The organism is Synechococcus sp. CBW1006 (assembly GCF_015840525.1).
Classification (GTDB): domain Bacteria; phylum Cyanobacteriota; class Cyanobacteriia; order PCC-6307; family Cyanobiaceae; genus CBW1002.
In genome coordinates this window covers 201,091-219,496 of the sequence record NZ_CP060396.1, presented here as the reverse complement: position 1 = coordinate 219,496, position 18,406 = coordinate 201,091, and the positions used below count along the sequence as shown (strand labels likewise).

Sequence of the window (18,406 nt, the reverse complement as noted above, 5' to 3'; positions counted from 1 at the left end):
ACTGCCGTTCTGACGTTCTGCTGCTTTCGCCATGACCGCCACCGCCACTCCGGTTCCCCAGCGTCGATTGCCGCGCTTCGGCTTTCACACCCATAACGAGAGGCTGCATGGCCGCCTCGCCATGCTCGGTTTCATGGCATTGCTGGGTGTGGAATGGTTTCTGGGGCATGGGCTGCTGGTGACCCCCTGATGGGGAGCTCGGCGGCTGTGCCTCTGCTGGGGATGGGGCTGGCGGAGCTGGAGTCGTGGGCGCAATCCCAGGGCCAGCCAGCCTTTCGTGGCCGGCAGCTGCACGACTGGATCTATGCCAAGGGAGCCCGGCGTCTCTCGGATGTCTCGGCGCTGCCGAAGGCCTGGCGCGACAGGCTGGCCGCCGAGCCACCAGAGGGTTCCTCTGACTGGATCGGTCGCTCCAGCGAGCTGCACCGCAGCGTCGCCCGCGACGGCACCACCAAATTGCTGCTGGGCACCGCCGATGGCCTCAGCCTGGAAACCGTTGGAATTCCGGCGGAGGGGCGCCTCACGGTGTGTGTCAGCAGCCAGGTGGGCTGCCCGATGGCCTGCCGCTTCTGCGCCACGGGAAAGGGCGGCCTGCAACGCTCCCTGGCCGTGCACGAGATCGTGGATCAGGTGCTGAGTGTGCGCCAGGCGATGGATCTGCGCCCCAGCCATGTGGTGTTCATGGGCATGGGCGAACCGCTGCTCAACACGGACGCTGTGCTGGCGGCCATCGATTGTCTCTGCCGCGATCTGGGCATGGCCCAGCGTCAGATCACTGTGAGCACGGTGGGTGTGCCGCGCACGCTGCCGACTCTGGCCGAACGGGCTCTGGAGCGCTTGGGCCGGGCCCAGTTCACCTTGGCCGTGAGCCTGCATGCACCGGATCAGCGGCTGCGGGAGGAGTTGATCCCCACCGCCCATGCCTACCCGATCGAGACGTTGCTGGAGGATTGCCGCCACTACGTGGCGATCACCGGCCGGCGGGTGAGTTTCGAATACATCCTGCTCGGTGGTCTCAATGATCACCCCCGTCAGGCGGCGACCCTGGCCCAGCGGCTGCGGGGGTTCCAGAGCCACGTGAATCTGATTCCCTACAACCCGATTGAGGAGGAGGACTTCCAGCGCCCCAGCCCTGAGCGGGTGGAGGCCTTCCGGCGCGCGTTGCAGGAGCGGCATGTGGCCGTGAGTGTGCGGGCCAGCCGGGGCCTGGATCAGGATGCGGCCTGCGGCCAGCTGCGCCGACGCCTCACGCCGGCCTGAAGGTCAGCAGCCTGTCCAGACCGGTCAGGTGGGATCCTTGGCCGGATCGAAGGCGCCGCGAGCTTCCGCTTCGTTCCAGGGTGCCAGGCGCGCCAGCAGCAGAAAGGCCGGCACGGCCGCCGCCACCGTGAACAGGAAGAAACCGGGCCAGCCCACCCGCTCCGCCACCACGCCCGCCGGTGCCGAGAGGATCGAGCGGCTCATGGCATAGACGCCTGAAAGCAAGGCGTACTGGGTGGCGGAAAAGCGCGGATTGCAGAGGCTCATCAGCAGAGCCACGAACACGGCGCCCACCATGCCGCCGCTGACGTTCTCCAGGCTCACCGCCGCGATCAGTCCGGCGAAGCCGCCGCCGAAGCGCGCCAGGGCCCAGTAGCTGAGGTTGCCCAGGGCTCCGGCCAGGGCGAACAGCCACAGGGAGCGGTTCATGCCCAGCCAGGCGAACAGGGCCCCGCCCAGCACCGTGCCCACGATGGTGGCGCCGATCGCCCAGCCGCCCTGCACCAGGCCGATCTCCGCCTCGCTGAAGCCCCGCAGCTGCAGAAAGGGAATCGCCATGGCGCTCAGCAGGCCATCGGGCCAGCGGTAGAGCAGCACCAACAGCAGCAGTTGCCAGGTGCGGCCTGGTCCGGCCCGGCGCACGAACTCCCGCGCCGGGCCCAGCACGGCCTGGCGCAGGCTGGTCACGGCATGATCCACCGGTCTGAGCTTCGGTGCCGTGAGCGTGAACGGAATCACCGCCCCCACCAGTGCGGCGGCGGCCAGGAACGCGGCGGGCCAGCCGTAGCGGCCCGCCAGCAGAAACCCTCCGGCGCCGATGGCCAGCATGGCGGCCCGGTAGCCCAAAGCCGCTGCGGCAGCGCCCGGCCCGCGCTCGTGTTCCGGCAGCAGGTCAGTGCGGTAGGCATCCACGGCAATGTCCTGGGTGGCGCTGCAGATCGCCAGTACCAGCGCTGCGATGCCGATGGCCGTGAGGCTGGCCGGGTCGGTGCTGGGCCGCAGCAGCGCCATGGCGGCGATCACCGCCACCAGCATCACCTGCATCAGCAGCAGCCAGCCCCGCCGCCGGTCGGGCCAGGGGATCGGCCAGCGGTCGAGCAGGGGCGCCCAGAACAGCTTCAGCGTGTACGGCAGTTCCGCCAGCGGAATCAGGCCGATCAGCGCCAGGGGGACGCCGCTGGCGGTGAGCCAGCCCTGCAGCAGCTTGCTGCCCACCATCAACGGGGCGCCGCTGGCCACACCCTCGGCGCTCACGGCCACGAGGCGGCGGACGGTGCCGTCTGTCTCTCGGTGCTGCGCGGGGCCAGGGGTCGCTGCCGGCTCAGACGCCATCCGTTCAGACGCCATCAGTGCGGGGCGAGTGGGCGAACCCTAGTGTCCCGTCCTGGAAATAACAGCTAAAATCAGGGGTGTCACCCGAGGTGCCCTGTGGCGCTTGGTCGTCCGATGCCTCCGCTGGTCCTCAGCGAGGACGAAGCTCAGCAGTTGCGGGCCCTTGCGAATTCCCGGTCGCTGCCGCATTCGATCGTGCAGCGAGCCCAGATCGTCCTGGCCTGCGGAGCAGGCGAAACCAATACGGCGATCGCCAAACGAATGGGACTGACGGGGATGACCGTTGGCAAATGGCGCAAGCGGTACCGGGACCTTGGACTGGAAGGGCTCCATGACGAGCTGCGGCCCGGCCGGCCCCGCACCTATGAAGACGACAAGGTGGCTGAGGTGATCAACCGGGCCCTGCAGACCAAACCCACCGACGGCAGTACCCAGTGGTCCGCGCGCTCACTCGCGGCTGCCACAGGTATCTCCAAAACAACCGTTCACCGCTGGCTGCAGACCTTCTCCGTCCAGCCGCACCGCCAGAAGACGTTCAAGTTGTCGACGGATCCTTTCTTTGTCGAGAAGGTCAGAGACATCGTCGGCCTCTATCTGAATCCACCTGACAAGGCGATGGTGCTCTGCGTCGACGAGAAGACACAGATCCAGGCTCTGGACAGGACGCAGCCGCTGCTGCCCATGGGCCTCGGTTACGTCGAGGGCGTCACCCATGACTACATCCGCCACGGCACCACCACCCTGTTCGCTGCTCTGGATGTGGCAACAGGCGAGGTGATCAGCCAATGCAAGCCACGCCATAGGCATCAGGAGTTCCTGGGGTTCCTGCGCCAGATCGAGAGGTCCGTCCCCGAGGAGCTTGATGTCCACTTGATCGTCGACAACTACTGCACGCATAAGCACGCCAAGGTGAGGGCCTGGCTGGCGCAGCGGCCTCGCTTCCACGTGCACTACACACCCACCTACGCCTCCTGGCTGAACCAGGTGGAGCGTTGGTTTGGGATCATCACCCAGCGGGCGATCCGGCGCGGCAGCTTCTCCAGCGTCAAGGAGTTGATCGCCAAGATCGAGCAGTTCGTGGCGGCCTACAACAAGACCAAGGCGCCGTTCAACTGGACCGCGACGGCGGACTCAATACTTGAAAAGCTCCAGCGACTTTGCTCACAAATCTCCGGGACGGCACACTAGGGGCAGCCTTCGGGTGTGCCGCCACCAAGGCCCGTCACCCTGGGCCGTCACAATGGGATGCAAAGTCTGGATTCCGTGCAATTTTTTCGCTCTACCCTGCTGCCGGCGGCGATCGTGCTGCTCTTCGGCCTGGCCCTGGTCGCGGTCAGTGCGCGCATCTGGTTGCCCGGGGACATGGCGGCCCCGGCTCCGCTCCTCTGATCTCCTCGCCGACGGGACCGCCGCCATGAGCGAAGACCATCAGCCCTCCGATCCGCGTGACCCTCAGGCCGAGCCTGGCGCCACGCCCCCCCAGTGGCTCAGTCCGCCCGAGCTGGCCCTTGATCCGGATGTGCTGGCCCGCGAGCTGGCGGAGGAACTGCTCGGTGACCCGCTCGATGAGCTCGACAGCCTCGGGCCGGAATCGTTCGATGTGGCGGCCGAATGCGATGCCGGTCTGGAGCTGCTGCAGGGCAGCCACGACCAGCGCATGCAGGGTCTGCGGATCTTCTGTGAGCATCGCGATCCGCGCTCCAACCCCCTGCTGCTGCCTCTGCTGGGTGCCAGCTGCCCGATCGTGCGCATGAGTGCGGTCTATGCCCTCGGGCGCAATCCCCATCCTCTGGCCGTGGAGCCCCTGCTGGGTCTGCTCTCCGGCGACGACAACGGCTATGTCCGCAAGGCGGTGGCCTGGAGTCTGGGCAATTACCCCGAGGCGCCGATTCTCAATCCCCTGATCCGAGCCCTGCAGGTGGACGTGGCGGCGGTGCGGTTCTGGGCGGCCAGTTCCCTGGCGGACGCGGGCAGCACAGGGCCAGCCAAGGCCGATCCCGCGGCGGCCCAGCTACTGCAGAGCCTGCGGATCGACAGTGAACCCGCCGTGCGCAGCAACAGCGCCTGGGCCCTGGGTCGCCTCTATCCGGAACTGGTGGAACCCCGCCAGCAGGACGTGGTGCAGACCCTGCTGCACACCATGCTCGAAGACGGTGAATCGAGCGTGCGGGACGAGGCGCGGATCGCCCTCGAGCAGTTGGAGCAGCCGGATGTGCTGGAACGGCTGCAGACCCTGGTGGAGGAGGGCCTGCTCAGCTGAGCGGAATCACCGCTAACATCCAACAACCCTTTTGGATCTGGGATGGCACAACGGACCATCCGTTTCCGCATCCGGCCCGATGGTCGGGTCGAGGAGACGGTGGAAGGAATCCAGGGTGAAGGCTGCCAGCAACTCACCGAGCGGATCGAGGCGCGCCTCGGTTCGGTGCAGCAGCGCCGCCCCACGGCTGAGGCCTTTCAGTCCGGGGTCTCCCAGGGGGCCATCGCCAGCCAGTCCCAGTCCCTCGAACAGCTCGGCTCCACCTCCGCCTGATCTGCGTTCAGCTCAACCATGTCTCACTTCAGCACTGTCAAAACCGAGCTGCGCGACCGCCAGGCGCTGGTGGCTGCCCTCACCGATCTGGGCCATGCCCCGGCCGAGGGCGAGCGGCCGGTCCGTGGCTATCGCGGCCAGACCGTGACGGCCGATCTGGCCGTGTCCCAGAGCAGTGGTGCTGATATCGGCTTCCGCTGGAATGCTGAGGCCGGCAGCTATGAACTGGTGACGGATCTGGATCTCTGGAAGCAGCCGATTCCGGTGGAGCGCTTCCTCGCTCAGTTGCAGCAGCGCTATGCCCTGCGCAGCATCCTGGCCGCCACCGCTGAAGAGGGGTTCCAGGTGAGTGAGCAGACCAGTCAGGTCGATGGTTCGATCGAGCTGGTTGTGACCCGTTGGGACGGGTGAGCGACCCGGCTCTCGCCTTCCGCACCGCTTCCACAGAGGTCGACGCCCCCAGTGGCCTTGAGCCGGTGCTGGGTGGAGCTCTGCGCCAGCAGGCGGTGTGGGTCGATGAAGCGGTCTGCATCGGCTGCCGCTACTGCACCCACGTGGCCACCAACACCTTTGTGGTGGAACCCAACTGGGGCCGTTCCCGTGCCATTCGCCAGGACGGCGACAGCACCGAACGGATTCAGGAGGCGATCGAGACCTGTCCGGTGGATTGCATTCACTGGGTGGCCTACGAGCGGTTGCCGGCCCTGGAAGCCGAGCTTGAGCAGCAGGACATTCAGCCCCTGGGGCTTCCCTCCTCCTCCCGGTTGAAGCGGACCCTGCCGCGCCGCCTTTCCTCGCTTGGCTGACATCAACCGTCTGGGCTCCTCGCCTGACCTGCCGTCTCTTTGAGCGTCTTCTCCCCGATCCCCAGCCGCCGTTTCGGCCGCACCGAGCTGGCGATGCCGGTGCTGTCGCTGGGGGGGATGCGCTTCCAGCAGAGCTGGAGCGATCTACCGGCCGATGCGATCACCGCGGCCAGCCAGGCCAATCTGCGCGCCACCCTGGAGACGGCGGCGGCAGCGGGCCTGCACCACATCGAAACCGCACGCCATTACGGCACCTCCGAACGTCAATTGGGCGATCTGCTCGGTTCGGTCAGCGATCCCCATCGGCTTCTGCAGACCAAGGTGCCCCCCGCTGAGGATCCGGTTGCCTTTGAAACCGAGCTGGAGCGCAGCTTCCGGCGACTCGGGCTGGACGATCCCCACAGCCCCGGCCGCATCGATCTGCTGGCGGTGCATGGCATCAACCTGCCCGAGCATCTCGATCAGACCCTGCGGCCCGGCGGCTGCCTGGAGGTGGTGCGCCGCTGGCAGCAGCAGGGCCGGATCGGGTCGGTGGGCTTCTCCACCCATGCGCCCTTGCCGCTGATCCTGGCGGCGATCGGGAGCGATCAGTTTGATTACGTCAACCTGCACTGGTACTTCATCCGCCAGGACAATCGCCCCGCCATCGATCGGGCCCGTGCCCACGACATGGGGGTGTTCGTGATCAGTCCCACCGACAAGGGCGGCCATCTGCACAGTCCGTCGCCGCGTCTGCTGGAGCTCTGCGAACCACTGCATCCGATCGTGTTCAACGATCTCTTCTGCCTCGCTGACCCCGGCGTGCACACGATCAGTGTGGGGGCGGCAGGGCCGGCCGATCTGGATCTCCATCTGGAGGCGGTGCAGCTGTTGCCCCGGGCCGGCGAGCTGCTGCCACCCATTCTGGAGCGCCTGCAGGCGGCACGACGCGAGCGCCTGGGTGAGGCCTGGCTGGCCACCGCATTCCAGGGCCTGCCGGACTGGACCCATACCCCCGGCCAGATCAATCTGCCGGTGCTGCTGTGGCTGTACGAGCTGCTCGAAGCCTGGGATCTGGAGAGCTTCGCCCGGGCTCGCTATGGGCTGCTGGGCAACGGCAGCCACTGGTTTCCTGGGGAGAACGCCGATCAGCTCGATCACGCCGTCAGCGAACAGGAGCTTCAGGCGGTGTTGGGCAAGAGCCCCTGGGCCGCGCGGATTCCCGAGCTGCTGCGCCAGTTGCGTCAGCGGGTCGGGGGGCAGCCAACCAAGCGTCTGGCGGTTCCCTGATCCCGTCAGCGGGCGATGGCCGTACCCAGGGGCTGCTTGCTGGGCAGTCCCACTGCCCGCGGATAGGTGCGGGGGCAGGGGCCGGTGGGGGTCAGGATCAGGGCGTGGCGGATGCCGCGGCCGGCCGGCAGGTCACGGGCTTGGCTCAGGGCGCAACGGGCCCGCAGCGGCACCAGGGCCCGATCCAGGGCGGCCTGATCGTCGTTGCTCCATTGGCCGCGGTAGAGCAGGGCCTGGCCGCTGGGGCGCAGCAGCGGCACCAGGTATTCGGCCACCACCGGCGCGCTGGCGACGGCCCGGGCCATCGCCCAGTCGAAACGACCGCGGCAGGCGGCCGCCTGACCCGTCTTCTCGATGCGCTCGCAGCGCAGGTTCACCCGCTCGCCCAGGCCCAGGGCCGTTGCCATGGCCCGGACCGCTTCCACCTTGCGGCCCACCGAATCCACCAGGGTGAGACGGGCCCGGGGCAGGGCGATCGCCACCGCCAGCCCCGGGAAGCCGCCGCCGGTGCCCACGTCGATCAGCTCCAGGGGTGAAGCGTCAGTGGCAGCGACCGCCTCGGCCTCAAGCAGCGGCAGGAAGGGCCAGAGGCTGTCGAACACCTGGGCGATCCAGAAGTCTTCGCCCTCCACCAGGCGGGTGAGGTTGAGCCGGCCGTTCCAGAGGCGCAGCTGGTCCTGGAGCGCTGAGAACTGCTGCTGCTGCAGCGGCGTGGGCTGCCAACCCAGGGCCTGCCACAGCGCCGGACCGGCAGCGGTATCGGCAGGTGCACTGGCCGTGGCATCCTCCGGGGCGGCATCCTCCGGGGTGGGGGCATCGGGCCGGCTCGGCATCGGCGGAGGATCCAGGACTGTTCTCCCTAGGATCCCCCACATCCTGGCGGCAGCCCCGTGGCGGCCGCGGCCAAGCCCTGGGGCCATGCCCAGCCCGACGACCCCTTCCAGCCTCCTGCCCACGCCGAGCCATTACGCCTTGCTGCAGCTGGATCCGGGCGCCAGCCCCCAGGACCTGCGGCAATCCTTTCGCAATCTCAGCAAGCGTTTCCACCCCGACACCACCACCCTGCCCGCGGCTGAGGCCGCGGCCGCGTTTCAGCGGCTGCAGGAGGCCTATGCCGTGCTCAGTGATCCGCAGCGCCGGCAGGCCTACGATGCCCAGCTGCGCCGTGCCGCAGCCCTGGCGGCGGTGGCGCCCGTCAGCCGACCGGCGGCCCCGTCGCGCGTCACGCCCCGGCCGGTGCCGGTGCGTCGTCCTCTCTCCGGGGGTGAGTGGTTCGCCCTGCTGTTGCTGGGGTGTGCCCTGGTGCTGAGTTTGGTGCTGGGCCTGGGGCTGGCCTGGGCCCGGGGGGTGGAGATGATCCAGCGCCCCAGCTGGTGGGTGGAGGCGGCCCCACTCCCACCGGTCAAAGCAGCCACAGCGCAGCCTGGCGAGCGACCTGCGTCGCAGACTGAGGGCACCGCCGCAGCCCTTCACGACGATGGCGAGCCCGATTCCTCCCGAGATCCCTCTCTACAAGCACCCCTTGCCCCGACTGGAGGAGTGGCTGCGCCAGCTGGGCGGGAGCCAGTCGCGGACGGATCCATCCCAGTGGGATCTGCACCAGCCCCGCTGGAGCGCCCAGATCGTGCTGGAAGTTGACGAACTCAAGGTGACCTGGCACCAGGAGGGTCAGCAGAGCGTGCGGCACTTCCCCTACGGACTGCCCCGCGCCGATGTGGAGGCGGCGATCCTGGCTGGGCCCTGAAGGGCACCCGCAGGCTCAGCCCTCGTCGAGCGCAGTGGCGATGGCGGCGTAGCACGCGTCCAGTTCCGCCGCCTCCATGCACAGGGGCGGCATCAGATACACCACGGAACCCAGGGGCCGCAGAAACACCCCGTGCTCCCGCACTCGCCGTGCCAGCTCCTTGCCGGCCGGATTGAAATAACTCGCCGGTTCGGCCCCCAGATCGAAGGCAGCGATGCCGCCCAGAAGTCGGGGCCGCTTCACCTGCTGATGGGCCGCCAGCCGTTCCAGATGGGGGCGGTGGCGTTCTTCGATTCCCCGGTAGCGATCGGGGTTCTCCTCCAGCAGATCGAGGCTGGCCAGGGCGGCGACGCAGCCGAGCGGATTGCCGGTGAAGCTGTGGCCATGGAAGAAGGTGAGCTCCGGCTGATTCCCCACGAATCCCTCGAACAGCCCTTCGCGGGCCATGGTCACCCCCATCGGCAGGAAGCCACCGGTGAGGCCCTTGGAGAGGGCCATCAGGTCGGGCTGGATGCCGGCCCGCTGGCTGGCGAACAGGGCCCCGCAGCGGCCGAAGCCGGTGAGCACCTCATCGGCGATCAACAGGGCGCCGGCCTGCCGCACTCGCTGTTCCACGGCTTGCAGGAAGGCCGGCCGCACCATCGCCATGCCGCTGGCCCCCTGCACCAGCGGCTCGAGAATCACGGCGGCGGTCGGGGTTTCCAGCAGGCTGTCGAGCTGCTGCAGGGCCTCCTGCTCGCGGGCCTCCACCGTGGCGTCAGCCCACCAGGTGGCGGGCCAGGGGGCGCGGGCTACGTGGAACAGCAACGGCTCGAACGCTGCTGAGAAGGCGGAGCGTTCCCCCACCGCCATGGCCCCGAAGGTGTCGCCGTGGTAGGCCCCGCTGAAGGCGATCAGCTGGGAGCGCTGCTCACCGCGGTTGTGCCACCACTGCCAGGCGATCTTGAGGGCCACCTCCACGGCGGTGGAGCCGTTGTCTGAGAAGAAGAGGCGGTCCAGCCCCGTGACGGCGCTGAGCCGCTCGGCCAGCCGTTCGGCCGGGGGGTGGCGGAAATTGGCGAAGATCACCTGCTCGAGGGTGACGGCCTGGGTGGCGATCGCCGCGGCGATGCGCGGTTCGGCGTGACCGTGCAGGGTCACCCACCAGCTGCTGATCGCGTCGATCAGGCGACGACCATCCTCCAGTTCCAGCCAGACGCCTTTGCCGGCAACCACCCGCAGCGGTGGCTCGGCCGTGGCCACCTGAGTGGTGGGATGCCAGAGATTGGGATGCCAGGAAGAGCCAGGAGAGGCCACCGGATCCAGACACTCAGGGAGTTGGGTTCCGTTCATCCGGATCGGCATGGTGCGGCTGTGCTGCCAGGAATTCCAAGCACAACCGAATGGTGGTCCTCCTCATTCCCTGATGTCATGGCTGACTGGGATCCTCGACCGCTGGATGCGGATGTCTGCCTGGAAGCGGGAGGGACCCGTGGGATCAGCGGCAGACTTCAGAACTTTTTTCTCCGCTGGTGCTAAGGGGTCCGCAACTGAACCAGCGGACAGTCCGCACTTCAATGTCGGTGAAGAGCACCAGGATGGCTCCGCAAAGAACGGCGACGGCACCGCTGATCAAGAGGTGTTTCTTGCCCATTGGGCCAGCTTACGGGGCAGCTCGGAACGCTGCCACTGTCGTTGCAGGCCGCTGGCCTCCAGAGGGTCGAGCGGCGGCAGCTCCGCCAGTACCGGCACACCTCCCAGTTCTTCGAGGGTGCGGGGGTTGTCGGGATGGAGGGGGCCGTTCAGCACCAGCCCCAGCACCGGGATCCGCCTGGCCCGCAGGGCTTCGAGCGAGAGCAGAGTGTGGTTGAGGGTGCCCAGGCCGCTGCGGGCCACCAGCAGCACCGGCAGCCCCCAGCGTTGAACCTGCTCGATCTGCAGCCAGTCGCGGCGCAGCGGCACCAGCAGACCACCGGCGGTTTCCACGACCAGGGCTCCCGCGCCGGCGGGCAACCTGAGCCGCTCGGGGTCGATCGTGAGGCCCTGTCGCTCGGCGGCCCAATGGGGTGAGACCGGTGCCTGCAGCCGGTAGGCCTCGGGCAGAAGCCGTTCCGGGGGCAGATGCAGCAGATCCTGCACCCGGCCCCGATCCCCCTCGCCGTCCAGGCCGCTCTGCACCGGTTTCCAGTAGCGGGCCCCCAGGCCCTGCACCACGAGGGCACTCACCACCGTCTTGCCCACGTCGGTGTCGGTGCCGCAGATCACCAGGCCACTGCGGTTCTCTTCGGCGTCGTAGCTCGCTGTTTCGCTGGCCGTGCCTGGGTCGGTGCTGGATGGGTCGTGGCGGTGGATGGCGGGCATCGTGTTGACGAAGACAGCGTCACTGCGTGCAGAACCGCAGCAGCACGCGTGATTCTGCTCAGCGCCCCCCGTCAGCTGCTCTCGTCAGCTGCCCCCGGCAGTGGGGCGAGAGCCGAGCAGCAGCAACACCTCCCAAGTGAGACCGGGTTGCTTCCAGTGGCGCAGCAGCCGTCGCAGCTGCACCGGGGACAGTGGCGCGCTGCGGCTGGCTCCGGCGCCAAGGGTGCGCATCCGTCCCAGGGCCTCGCGCCCGTCGACGCACGGCCGCTGAAAGTGGAGCACCTGGGAGTGCCGCAGCACCAGTCCGCCACGCTCGGTCGCGGCGAACAGCTCCGCTGCGTTCGGCAGGATCAGGGCCGTGCAGGGCACGGCGGCGGCGGCGGCGGCGACGCGCCATTGGGGAAAGCTGCCGCTGGTGGGCACCGCCAGGGCCAGCCAGCCGTCTGGCACGAGGCTGTGGCACCAGCTTTCCAGCTGCTTCGCCGGGTGCTCCAGCCACTGCAGCGCGAAGCTGGAGACCAGCAGGGCCGCCGGCTCTACCTCCGCTGGCAGCCCGCGCTCCAGATCCCAGCCCCGCTGCTCCTGGCCGTTGGCCAGTGGGTTGCGGGCCAGCAGTTCGGGGCAGAGATCGATCTGCTGCAGCCGGGGCGAGCCGTAAGACGAGGGCCATTGCTCCAGCAGGGCCCGGCTGAGCAGCCCGGTGCCGGCGCCGAGGTCTGCTCTGGGGCCTGGCGGCAGCGGCAGCTCGCGGCAGTGGTGTGCCAGCCGCCAAGCCACCGCGCGCTGCAGATGGGCCGCCTGGTCGTAGTCGCTGGCTCCACCGGCGAATCGCTGCCGCACCTGCGAGCCGAATCGCGTCGCCGCTGTCGTGCCGAAGGCCGCGGCATCCGTCATTCGGCAGACCCAGCCGGTACCGGCTCCGAAGCCGATGCACCGCTCCCCCCTGCCTGGCCCCACGGGCACTGCCTGGTCTCCAGCCAGCTGAACACCAACGGCACCACGTTGGTCTGCAGCAGGCTGTGGCCGGCGCCGGGCAGTACCTCCACCGCGGCTGTGGGAAGGGCGTCGCACAGCAGGGTCCGGGCGGCGGGCACCACGATCCGATCGGCCTCCGCCTCCACGATCAGCACCTGGGCCGCAGCGGGAAATCCGGTCGGCAGGCCGTCGCAGTGTTCCAGTCGTTCCAGGTCATCGAGCAGGCGCCGGCAGCCCGCGGGGGTGATCGGGTCGCTTTCCGGTCCGGGGGGCAGCAGGGCTGCATCAGCAGGATCGGCCGCTTGCTGCAGAAAGGCCGCGAGCATGCTCTGAACGGCACGCTCGCTGCTCTCCTTGCCACTGGTCAGGTGGGCCTGCAGCGGCGCCGCCATACCGGCCAGCCCCCGCTGCAGCCGCCGGCGATCGCGGCCCTCCGGCACGAAGCACCCGAAACTGGCCAGCAGCACCACCAGATCGGCGGCTGCCAGCACGGTCGCCGGCACCAGGTGGGGGCCGAGGGAGTGGCCGATCAGCACGCGGGGCCCGGCCGCGGCCGCGCCGCTTGTGATCCAGGTGGGTTGCAGTGGCGGTAGGGAGCCGTAGCCCCGTTCGCCGCTCTGCCATTGCCAGCCCCGCTGCTCCGCCAGCTGCCGCCAGGGTTCCCAGGCCCGGCTGTCGCCGCCCCAGCCGTGCATGGCGATCACCTGGAGGGTCATGGCGCAGGCGGTGAACCGAGGGCCGCCAGCAGGCGACGCAGGCTGCCCGACGGCAGATCCTCGCGCAGCACCAGGCGCAGCCGGGCCTGGCCTTCCGGCACCGTGGGCGGGCGGATCGCCACGCTCAGCAGGCCGGCGGCTTCAAGGCGGGCCTGGAGGTCGAGCGCTCCCTGGTCGTCTCCCACCAGCAGCGCCAGGATCGGGCCGTGGCCGGCGGGCCTGGGCCAGCCTGCAGCCGCAAGGCCATCGCGCCAACGCCGGGCCCGCTCCAGCAGCGCCGGGCCGGCCTCCTGGCCAGAGGCTTCCCGGTTCTTCAGGAGTTCCAGCGCGGCGAGCGCCCCCGCCGCCAGGGGCGGTGCCAGGGCTGTGGTGTAACGGAATCCGCCACTGCGCTGCAGCAGCCAGTCGCCCACCAGCTCATCGCTGGCGAGGAAGGCACCGCCCCCACCGAAGGCCTTGCCGAAGGTGCCGCTCACCAGGGTCACAGCGGGTAGTCCCCAGGCCAGGCCGCGCCCCCCCTGTCCCAGCACCCCCAGGGCATGGGCCTCATCCAGCAGCAGCAGGGCCCCGTGGCGCCCGCACAGCCGTGCCAGGGCCTCCACTGGCGGGCTGGTGCCCTCCATGCTGAACAGGCTTTCGCTCAGCACCAGCAGACGCCGCCCCGGATCGGCCTGGCGCGCCGCCAACAGACGCCTGTCAAGGTCGCGGAGATCGTTGTGGCGGAAGCGCTGCAGCCGGGCACCGCTGGCCTGCACGCCCACCAGCAGGGAGTGGTGAATCAGCCGATCGGCCAGCACCAGGCTGTGGCGATCCGCCAGGGCTGTCACCGCGGCGAGATTGGCCTGGAAGCCGCTTGGAAAGAGCAGCACCCGTTCCCGGCCGAGCCAGTGGGCCAGGGCCCGCTCCAGGGCTTCGTGAATGGGCCGGCTGCCGCAGACCAGCCGTGAGGAGCCGGCACCGAGGCCTTCCTCGTTCAGGCAGGCCGTTGCGGCCCGGGCCAGGGCCGGATGGCGCGCCAGGCCCAGGTAATCGTTGCTGGCCAGATCGAGCAGGGGGGTGCCGTTCGCGTGCGCGTCTTGCAAGGAGGCGGCGCTGCCGCCGGGCCGGAAGGTGCGGATCCGGCGGTGGCGTTCGGTCGGCAGGGCGGCCAGGCTGGCGATCAGCTGCTCACGCCAGTGGGGGGCTGTGCTGATCGGCTCGTGCACCGGCACTGGCTGCCGCATCCACCCACCCTAAGCAGCGCCAGGCTGTCGCCCGTTGTCCCCTGTACTGATGAGGGGTCTTGCACTGGTGCTTCCAGTTCCGCTGAGCAGGATGGGCGGCAAGATTGATCTGCCGTCGATGGCCCCACCGCCTCAAGCAGCCCCGCCGCAACCTGCTGTGCCGCCCGCCGCCCTGCCGCCGCACCTGAGGCTGCTGGAACGGTTCACCCTGCTCTTTCCCGTCTGGACCCTGGCGGCGGCGCTGCTGTCGCTGCCGTTTCCGCAGCTGTTCACCTGGCTGAAGGGGCCGGCGATCGTCTGGGCCCTGGCGGTGATCATGCTGGGCATGGGGCTGGGGCTGCAGCTCGCGGATTTCCGGCGGGTGCTGGCCCGGCCGGCAGCGGCGGGCCTGGGGGTGCTCTCCCAGTACCTGGTGATGCCGTCTCTGGCGGCGCTGGTGGCCTGGGGGCTGCGGCTGGAGCCTGCCCTGGCGGTGGGCCTGATCCTGGTGGGCTGCTGCCCGGGCGGCACCGCCAGCAATGTGGTGACGCTGATCGGGCGCGGGGATGTGGCGCTCTCAGTGGTGATGACGACCCTCAGCACCCTGCTGGCGGTGGGGCTCACCCCGCTGTTGACCAGCCTGCTGGCAGGCCGCTACGTGCCGGTGGATGGCTGGAAGCTGCTGCTGGATGTGCTGCAGGTGGTGCTGCTGCCGGTGGCCCTCGGGGTGGCCTTGAAACGCTGGACGCCCCGGGCGGCACGGCGGGTGGAGCCGCTCATGCCGCCGGTGGCGGTGGTGGCGATCGTGCTGATCGTGGCCAGCGTGGTGGGGAGCCAGCGCGACAACCTGCTGGCCCAGGGGCCGCTGCTGCTGCTGGCGGCGCTGCTGCTCCATGGCGGCGGCTTCCTGCTGGGCTACTGGATTCCTGCCCTGGCGGGCTATGGCAGCTGGGGCGCGGGCCTGGCGGTGCGCCGCACCGTGAGCATCGAGGTGGGGATGCAGAACTCGGGCCTGGCGGTGGTGCTGGCCCGCTCGGCCTTCACCAGCCCACTCACGGCCCTGCCCGGTGCGATCTCGGCTGTGGTGCACGCGGTGCTGGGCAGCCTGCTGGCCGCCTGGTGGCGTTCCCGCAGCGGATCCGGGCCAGCCCGCCCCTAGGATCCGCCCATGCCAAGCCCCGGCCAACGCGCTGATTCGCCCCAGGCTGGTCCCTCCCAGGATGGTCTTTCTCAGGCTGGTCACTCTCCGACAGTGCCCGCGCTGGACCAACTGTTTCCCTTTTCGCTCGATCCCTTCCAGCTCGAGGCGATTGATGCGCTGAATCAGGGGCATTCGGTGGTGGTGAGTGCCCCTACCGGTTCTGGCAAGACCCTGGTGGGTGAGTACGCCATCCACCGCGCCCTGGCCCATGGCCAGAAGGTCTTTTACACCACGCCGCTCAAGGCCCTCTCCAATCAGAAACTGCGTGATTTCCGCCATCAGTTCGGGGCGGAGAAGGTGGGTCTGCTCACCGGCGATCTGAGCCTCAACCGCGAGGCCCAGATCGTCGTGATGACCACCGAGATTTTCCGCAACATGCTCTACGCGGAGATCGACCATCCCGACGACGACCCCCTGGCGGATGTCGAGGCGGTGGTGCTGGATGAGTGCCACTACATGAATGATTCCCAGCGCGGCACCGTCTGGGAGGAATCGATCATCCACTGCCCGCCGCCGATCCAGCTGGTGGCGCTCTCCGCCACGGTGGCCAATGCCGGCCAGCTCACCGACTGGATCGAGCGGGTGCACGGCCCCACCCGCCTGGTGCACAGCGACTTCCGGCCGGTGCCGCTGGCCTTCAGCTTCTGCAGCGCCAAGGGTCTCCACCCCTTGCTCAACGACGAAGGCACGGGACTGCACCCCAACTGCAAGGTCTGGCGGCCTCCCAAGACCACCCGCCGCAAGGGTCCCAAGCCGCCGCGGCCACCCCAGCCCGAGGCGCCGCCTCTGGCGTTCGTGGTGGCCCAGATGGCTGAGCGGGACATGCTGCCGGCGATCTACTTCATCTTCAGCCGGCGCGGCTGCGACAAGGGCGTGCGCGACATGGGCAGGCTCTGCCTGGTCACCCCTGAGGAACAGGCGCGGATTGCGGTGCGCCTTGAGGCTTACGTGGCCGCTACGCCGGAGGCGGTGCGCGAGGGGCACGACGAACCGCTGCTGCGGGGCATCGCCTCCCACCACGCCGGTGTGCTGCCGGCCTGGAAGGAGCTGATCGAGGATCTGTTTCAGCAGGGCCTGATCAAGGTGGTGTTTGCCACCGAAACCCTGGCGGCGGGCATCAACATGCCGGCCCGCACCACGGTGATCTCCTCGCTGTCCAAGCGCACCGAGCGGGGCCACCGCCCGCTGATGGGCAGCGAGTTCCTGCAGATGGCAGGCCGGGCGGGCCGGCGCGGCCTCGATGTGCAGGGCTATGTGGTGACGGTGCAGAGCCGCTTCGAGGGGGTGCGGGAAGCGGGGGCTCTGGCCACCAGCCCGGCCGATCCGCTGGTGAGCCAGTTCACCCCCAGCTACGGCATGGTGCTCAACCTGCTGCAGCGCTACGACCTGGCCAAGGCGCGGGAGCTGGTGGAACGCAGTTTCGGGCGGTATCTGGCCACCCTCGACCTGGCGGACGACGAGGCCCGCATTGCCGAACTGGGGGCCCAGCTCGCCTCCCTGGAGGCCGGCAGCGGCGATGTGCCCTGGGACGACTTCGAAGACTATGAGAAGCAGCGCGGCCGCCTGCGCGAGGAGCGCCGCCTGCTGCGGATCCTGCAGCACCAGGCCGAGGAGACCCTGGTGCACGAACTCACCCTGGCGCTGCAGTTCTCCAGCGAGGGCACCCTGGTGAGCCTGCGGGCACCCCAGTTGCGGGGTCGGGTCACACCGGCGGTGATCGTGCGGAAGGTGCCCGGACCCGGCCAGTTCCCCCTGCTGCTCTGCCTCACCGATGAGAACCAGTGGCTGCTGCTCCCCTGCAATGCCGTGGTGAGCCTGCATGCCGAGCTCAGCTGCCTGCAGGTGAGCCAGCTGGATCCACCGGAGCTGCAGCATCAGGGTGAATTGCGCCATGGCGACCAGGCCAGCGGTGGTCTGGCCCTGGCGGTGGCTTCGATGGCCCGTCGCCACGACATGAGCACCCCCCAGTTCGACCTGGCCGGTGAGGTGCAGGAGCAGGCGCGGCTGGTGCAGCAGCTCGAGCAGGAGCTGGAGCTGCATCCGGCCCATCGCTGGGGCGACCGCAAGCGGCTCAAGCAGCACCATCGCCGCATGGAGGAGCTCGCGGTGGAGATCGAGGAGCGCCAGACGCTGCTGCATCACCGCTCCAACCGCCACTGGGATACGTTCCTGGCCCTGATCGACATCCTGCGCTTCTTCGGGGGGCTGGATGGAGCGGAGGGGCTGGAGCCCACGGAAGTGGGCCGCACCGTGGCGGCCCTGCGGGGCGACAACGAGCTCTGGTTGGGGCTCGCTCTGATGAGTGGCCATCTCGATGGGCTCGACCCCGCCGAGCTGGCCGCAGTGCTTGAGGCGATCTCCACGGAGGTGAATCGCCCCGATCTCTGGTGCGCCTTCCCTCCGCCACCGGCGGTGGAGGAAGCCCTGCACGACCTGCGCGGCCTGCGGCGGGAGCTGCAGCGCCAGCAGGAGCGCGGCAAGGTGGTGGTGCCGGTCTGGTGGGAGCCCGAACTCACGGGATTGGTGGAGGCCTGGGCCCGAGGGGCCAGCTGGACCGATGTGATCGCCAGCACCTCCCTCGATGAAGGCGACGTGGTGCGCATCCTGCGCCGCACGGTGGATCTGCTCGCCCAGATTCCCTATTGCGAGGCGATCAGCGAGCAGCTGCGCCGCAACTCCCGCCGTGCCCTGCAGGCGATCAACCGCTTCCCCGTCTGCGAAATCGAGGATCTGGTGGAACAGGCTGCCGCCCCGGCGGGATCTGGATCTGGGTCGGCGGTAGCAAGTGAGGCTGTGGTTGTGGCTCCTGGGGACAGCCCTACCCTCTAGGGATCCTCTGGACAACCGCCTGCCGAGAAACTGCCGTCAAGACTGGGACACGACTCTCAATCCTTGGTTCAAGCATATTCCTGGGCTATCCAGACCCTGCCTAGACGACACCCTTCAGATGAATCCCAGCTCACTGGCTCAGAATCCATCCTGGTGGATCAGGAGGCCAGGGATCGACCACACGCCTGTGGGAAAGTAT

At 69.0% G+C, this 18,406-nt stretch carries 20 protein-coding genes; 13 read left to right on the top strand and 7 right to left on the bottom strand.

The genetic code is table 11. The features are described from left to right. Nucleotides 1-31: 31 nt before the first annotated feature. Nucleotides 32-190 carry a chlorophyll a/b-binding protein gene (locus H8F26_RS01125; protein WP_197156890.1) on the top strand — a complete coding sequence of 53 codons (159 nt, stop codon included), beginning with the start codon at nucleotides 32-34 and terminating at the stop codon, nucleotides 188-190. Then, nucleotides 190-1,260: a 23S rRNA (adenine(2503)-C(2))-methyltransferase RlmN gene (gene rlmN / locus H8F26_RS01120; protein WP_197156888.1), complete on the top strand. Its 1,071-nt coding sequence runs from the start codon at nucleotides 190-192 to the stop codon at nucleotides 1,258-1,260. The genes H8F26_RS01125 and rlmN overlap by 1 nt, the downstream gene beginning before the upstream one ends. A 24-nt stretch (nucleotides 1,261-1,284) precedes the next feature. Here rlmN and H8F26_RS01115 read toward each other — a convergent pair whose 3' ends face one another. After that, nucleotides 1,285-2,592, bottom strand: coding sequence for an MFS transporter (locus H8F26_RS01115; RefSeq protein ID WP_197156886.1), 1,308 nt, complete (start codon nucleotides 2,590-2,592; stop codon nucleotides 1,285-1,287). 114 nt (nucleotides 2,593-2,706) lie between these two features. Between H8F26_RS01115 and H8F26_RS01110 the strand changes: the two genes are divergently transcribed. The 7 genes from H8F26_RS01110 to H8F26_RS01080 all read left to right on the top strand — a co-directional run bounded on the left by H8F26_RS01110 (nucleotide 2,707) and on the right by H8F26_RS01080 (nucleotide 7,200). Continuing rightward, nucleotides 2,707-3,780 (top strand): IS630 family transposase, encoded by a 1,074-nt coding sequence (locus H8F26_RS01110; RefSeq protein WP_370594615.1) that lies wholly within the window; start codon nucleotides 2,707-2,709, stop codon nucleotides 3,778-3,780. 57 nt (nucleotides 3,781-3,837) lie between these two features. Further along, a complete protein-coding gene (locus tag H8F26_RS01105; protein WP_197159376.1) occupies nucleotides 3,838-3,981 on the top strand; it encodes a hypothetical protein in 144 nt (47 codons plus the stop codon). A 25-nt stretch (nucleotides 3,982-4,006) separates the two neighbouring features. Next, nucleotides 4,007-4,852 carry a HEAT repeat domain-containing protein gene (locus tag H8F26_RS01100; RefSeq protein WP_197156884.1) on the top strand — a complete coding sequence of 282 codons (846 nt, stop codon included), beginning with the start codon at nucleotides 4,007-4,009 and terminating at the stop codon, nucleotides 4,850-4,852. 42 nt (nucleotides 4,853-4,894) lie between these two features. Continuing rightward, nucleotides 4,895-5,125, top strand: a complete 231-nt coding sequence (locus H8F26_RS01095) for a DUF2997 domain-containing protein (protein ID WP_197156882.1) — start codon at nucleotides 4,895-4,897, stop codon at nucleotides 5,123-5,125. A gap of 18 nt (nucleotides 5,126-5,143) precedes the next feature. After that, on the top strand, nucleotides 5,144-5,536 hold the full coding sequence (locus H8F26_RS01090; RefSeq protein ID WP_197156880.1) for a DUF1257 domain-containing protein: 393 nt from the start codon (nucleotides 5,144-5,146) through the stop codon (nucleotides 5,534-5,536). After that, nucleotides 5,533-5,931: a ferredoxin gene (locus H8F26_RS01085; RefSeq protein ID WP_231598010.1), complete on the top strand. Its 399-nt coding sequence runs from the start codon at nucleotides 5,533-5,535 to the stop codon at nucleotides 5,929-5,931. Before H8F26_RS01090 ends, H8F26_RS01085 begins: the two co-directional genes overlap by 4 nt. Before the next feature lie 93 nt (nucleotides 5,932-6,024). Further along, nucleotides 6,025-7,200, top strand: a complete 1,176-nt coding sequence (locus tag H8F26_RS01080) for an aldo/keto reductase (protein WP_197158891.1) — start codon at nucleotides 6,025-6,027, stop codon at nucleotides 7,198-7,200. Between the two features lie 5 nt (nucleotides 7,201-7,205). Here H8F26_RS01080 and H8F26_RS01075 read toward each other — a convergent pair whose 3' ends face one another. Then, on the bottom strand, nucleotides 7,206-8,033 hold the full coding sequence (locus H8F26_RS01075) for a 16S rRNA (guanine(527)-N(7))-methyltransferase RsmG (protein WP_197156876.1): 828 nt from the start codon (nucleotides 8,031-8,033) through the stop codon (nucleotides 7,206-7,208). An 85-nt stretch (nucleotides 8,034-8,118) separates the two neighbouring features. Between H8F26_RS01075 and H8F26_RS01070 the strand changes: the two genes are divergently transcribed. Both H8F26_RS01070 and H8F26_RS01065 read left to right on the top strand, forming a co-directional pair. Further along, entirely contained in the window at nucleotides 8,119-8,838 is a 720-nt protein-coding gene (locus H8F26_RS01070) for a J domain-containing protein (RefSeq protein ID WP_231605392.1), read from the top strand. Then, nucleotides 8,744-8,944 carry a DUF3143 domain-containing protein gene (locus tag H8F26_RS01065; RefSeq protein WP_231605679.1) on the top strand — a complete coding sequence of 67 codons (201 nt, stop codon included), beginning with the start codon at nucleotides 8,744-8,746 and terminating at the stop codon, nucleotides 8,942-8,944. The genes H8F26_RS01070 and H8F26_RS01065 overlap by 95 nt, the downstream gene beginning before the upstream one ends. 15 nt (nucleotides 8,945-8,959) lie before the next feature. On the opposite strand, the gene bioA is transcribed toward H8F26_RS01065, so the two are convergent. The 5 genes from bioA to H8F26_RS01040 all read right to left on the bottom strand — a co-directional run bounded on the left by bioA (nucleotide 8,960) and on the right by H8F26_RS01040 (nucleotide 14,198). Further along, the gene (gene bioA / locus H8F26_RS01060; protein ID WP_197158890.1) at nucleotides 8,960-10,276 is read right to left on the bottom strand and encodes an adenosylmethionine--8-amino-7-oxononanoate transaminase; all 1,317 of its coding nucleotides are present in this window, start codon (nucleotides 10,274-10,276) and stop codon (nucleotides 8,960-8,962) included. 279 nt (nucleotides 10,277-10,555) lie between these two features. Then, nucleotides 10,556-11,284, bottom strand: coding sequence for a dethiobiotin synthase (gene bioD / locus H8F26_RS01055; RefSeq protein WP_197156872.1), 729 nt, complete (start codon nucleotides 11,282-11,284; stop codon nucleotides 10,556-10,558). Between the two features lie 84 nt (nucleotides 11,285-11,368). Next, a complete protein-coding gene (locus H8F26_RS01050; protein ID WP_197156870.1) occupies nucleotides 11,369-12,178 on the bottom strand; it encodes a methyltransferase domain-containing protein in 810 nt (269 codons plus the stop codon). Continuing rightward, nucleotides 12,175-12,975, bottom strand: a complete 801-nt coding sequence (locus tag H8F26_RS01045; protein WP_197156868.1) for an alpha/beta fold hydrolase — start codon at nucleotides 12,973-12,975, stop codon at nucleotides 12,175-12,177. The genes H8F26_RS01050 and H8F26_RS01045 overlap by 4 nt, the downstream gene beginning before the upstream one ends. Then, a complete protein-coding gene (locus H8F26_RS01040) occupies nucleotides 12,972-14,198 on the bottom strand; it encodes an aminotransferase class I/II-fold pyridoxal phosphate-dependent enzyme (RefSeq protein WP_197156866.1) in 1,227 nt (408 codons plus the stop codon). The genes H8F26_RS01045 and H8F26_RS01040 overlap by 4 nt, the downstream gene beginning before the upstream one ends. A gap of 49 nt (nucleotides 14,199-14,247) precedes the next feature. Between H8F26_RS01040 and H8F26_RS01035 the strand changes: the two genes are divergently transcribed. After that, nucleotides 14,248-15,336, top strand: a complete 1,089-nt coding sequence (locus tag H8F26_RS01035) for a bile acid:sodium symporter family protein (RefSeq protein ID WP_231605391.1) — start codon at nucleotides 14,248-14,250, stop codon at nucleotides 15,334-15,336. Between the two features lie 9 nt (nucleotides 15,337-15,345). Beyond that, nucleotides 15,346-18,207: an RNA helicase gene (locus H8F26_RS01030; protein WP_197156864.1), complete on the top strand. Its 2,862-nt coding sequence runs from the start codon at nucleotides 15,346-15,348 to the stop codon at nucleotides 18,205-18,207. Nucleotides 18,208-18,406 lie beyond the last annotated feature (199 nt).

Excerpts from the sequence above, each read along its gene's own strand:
- H8F26_RS01125 (WP_197156890.1), top strand. The coding sequence starts at position 32 with ATGACCGCCACCGCCACTCCGGTTCCCCAGCGTCGATTGCCGCGCTTC.
- rlmN (WP_197156888.1), top strand. The coding sequence starts at position 190 with ATGGGGAGCTCGGCGGCTGTGCCTCTGCTGGGGATGGGGCTGGCGGAG.
- H8F26_RS01115 (WP_197156886.1), bottom strand. The coding sequence starts at position 2,592 with ATGGCGTCTGAGCCGGCAGCGACCCCTGGCCCCGCGCAGCACCGAGAG.
- H8F26_RS01110 (WP_370594615.1), top strand. The coding sequence starts at position 2,707 with ATGCCTCCGCTGGTCCTCAGCGAGGACGAAGCTCAGCAGTTGCGGGCC.
- H8F26_RS01105 (WP_197159376.1), top strand. The coding sequence starts at position 3,838 with ATGCAAAGTCTGGATTCCGTGCAATTTTTTCGCTCTACCCTGCTGCCG.
- H8F26_RS01100 (WP_197156884.1), top strand. The coding sequence starts at position 4,007 with ATGAGCGAAGACCATCAGCCCTCCGATCCGCGTGACCCTCAGGCCGAG.
- H8F26_RS01095 (WP_197156882.1), top strand. The coding sequence starts at position 4,895 with ATGGCACAACGGACCATCCGTTTCCGCATCCGGCCCGATGGTCGGGTC.
- H8F26_RS01090 (WP_197156880.1), top strand. The coding sequence starts at position 5,144 with ATGTCTCACTTCAGCACTGTCAAAACCGAGCTGCGCGACCGCCAGGCG.
- H8F26_RS01080 (WP_197158891.1), top strand. The coding sequence starts at position 6,025 with ATGCCGGTGCTGTCGCTGGGGGGGATGCGCTTCCAGCAGAGCTGGAGC.
- H8F26_RS01075 (WP_197156876.1), bottom strand. The coding sequence starts at position 8,033 with ATGCCGAGCCGGCCCGATGCCCCCACCCCGGAGGATGCCGCCCCGGAG.
- H8F26_RS01070 (WP_231605392.1), top strand. The coding sequence starts at position 8,119 with ATGCCCAGCCCGACGACCCCTTCCAGCCTCCTGCCCACGCCGAGCCAT.
- bioA (WP_197158890.1), bottom strand. The coding sequence starts at position 10,276 with ATGAACGGAACCCAACTCCCTGAGTGTCTGGATCCGGTGGCCTCTCCT.
- bioD (WP_197156872.1), bottom strand. The coding sequence starts at position 11,284 with ATGCCCGCCATCCACCGCCACGACCCATCCAGCACCGACCCAGGCACG.
- H8F26_RS01050 (WP_197156870.1), bottom strand. The coding sequence starts at position 12,178 with ATGACGGATGCCGCGGCCTTCGGCACGACAGCGGCGACGCGATTCGGC.
- H8F26_RS01045 (WP_197156868.1), bottom strand. The coding sequence starts at position 12,975 with ATGACCCTCCAGGTGATCGCCATGCACGGCTGGGGCGGCGACAGCCGG.
- H8F26_RS01040 (WP_197156866.1), bottom strand. The coding sequence starts at position 14,198 with ATGCGGCAGCCAGTGCCGGTGCACGAGCCGATCAGCACAGCCCCCCAC.
- H8F26_RS01035 (WP_231605391.1), top strand. The coding sequence starts at position 14,248 with ATGAGGGGTCTTGCACTGGTGCTTCCAGTTCCGCTGAGCAGGATGGGC.
- H8F26_RS01030 (WP_197156864.1), top strand. The coding sequence starts at position 15,346 with ATGCCAAGCCCCGGCCAACGCGCTGATTCGCCCCAGGCTGGTCCCTCC.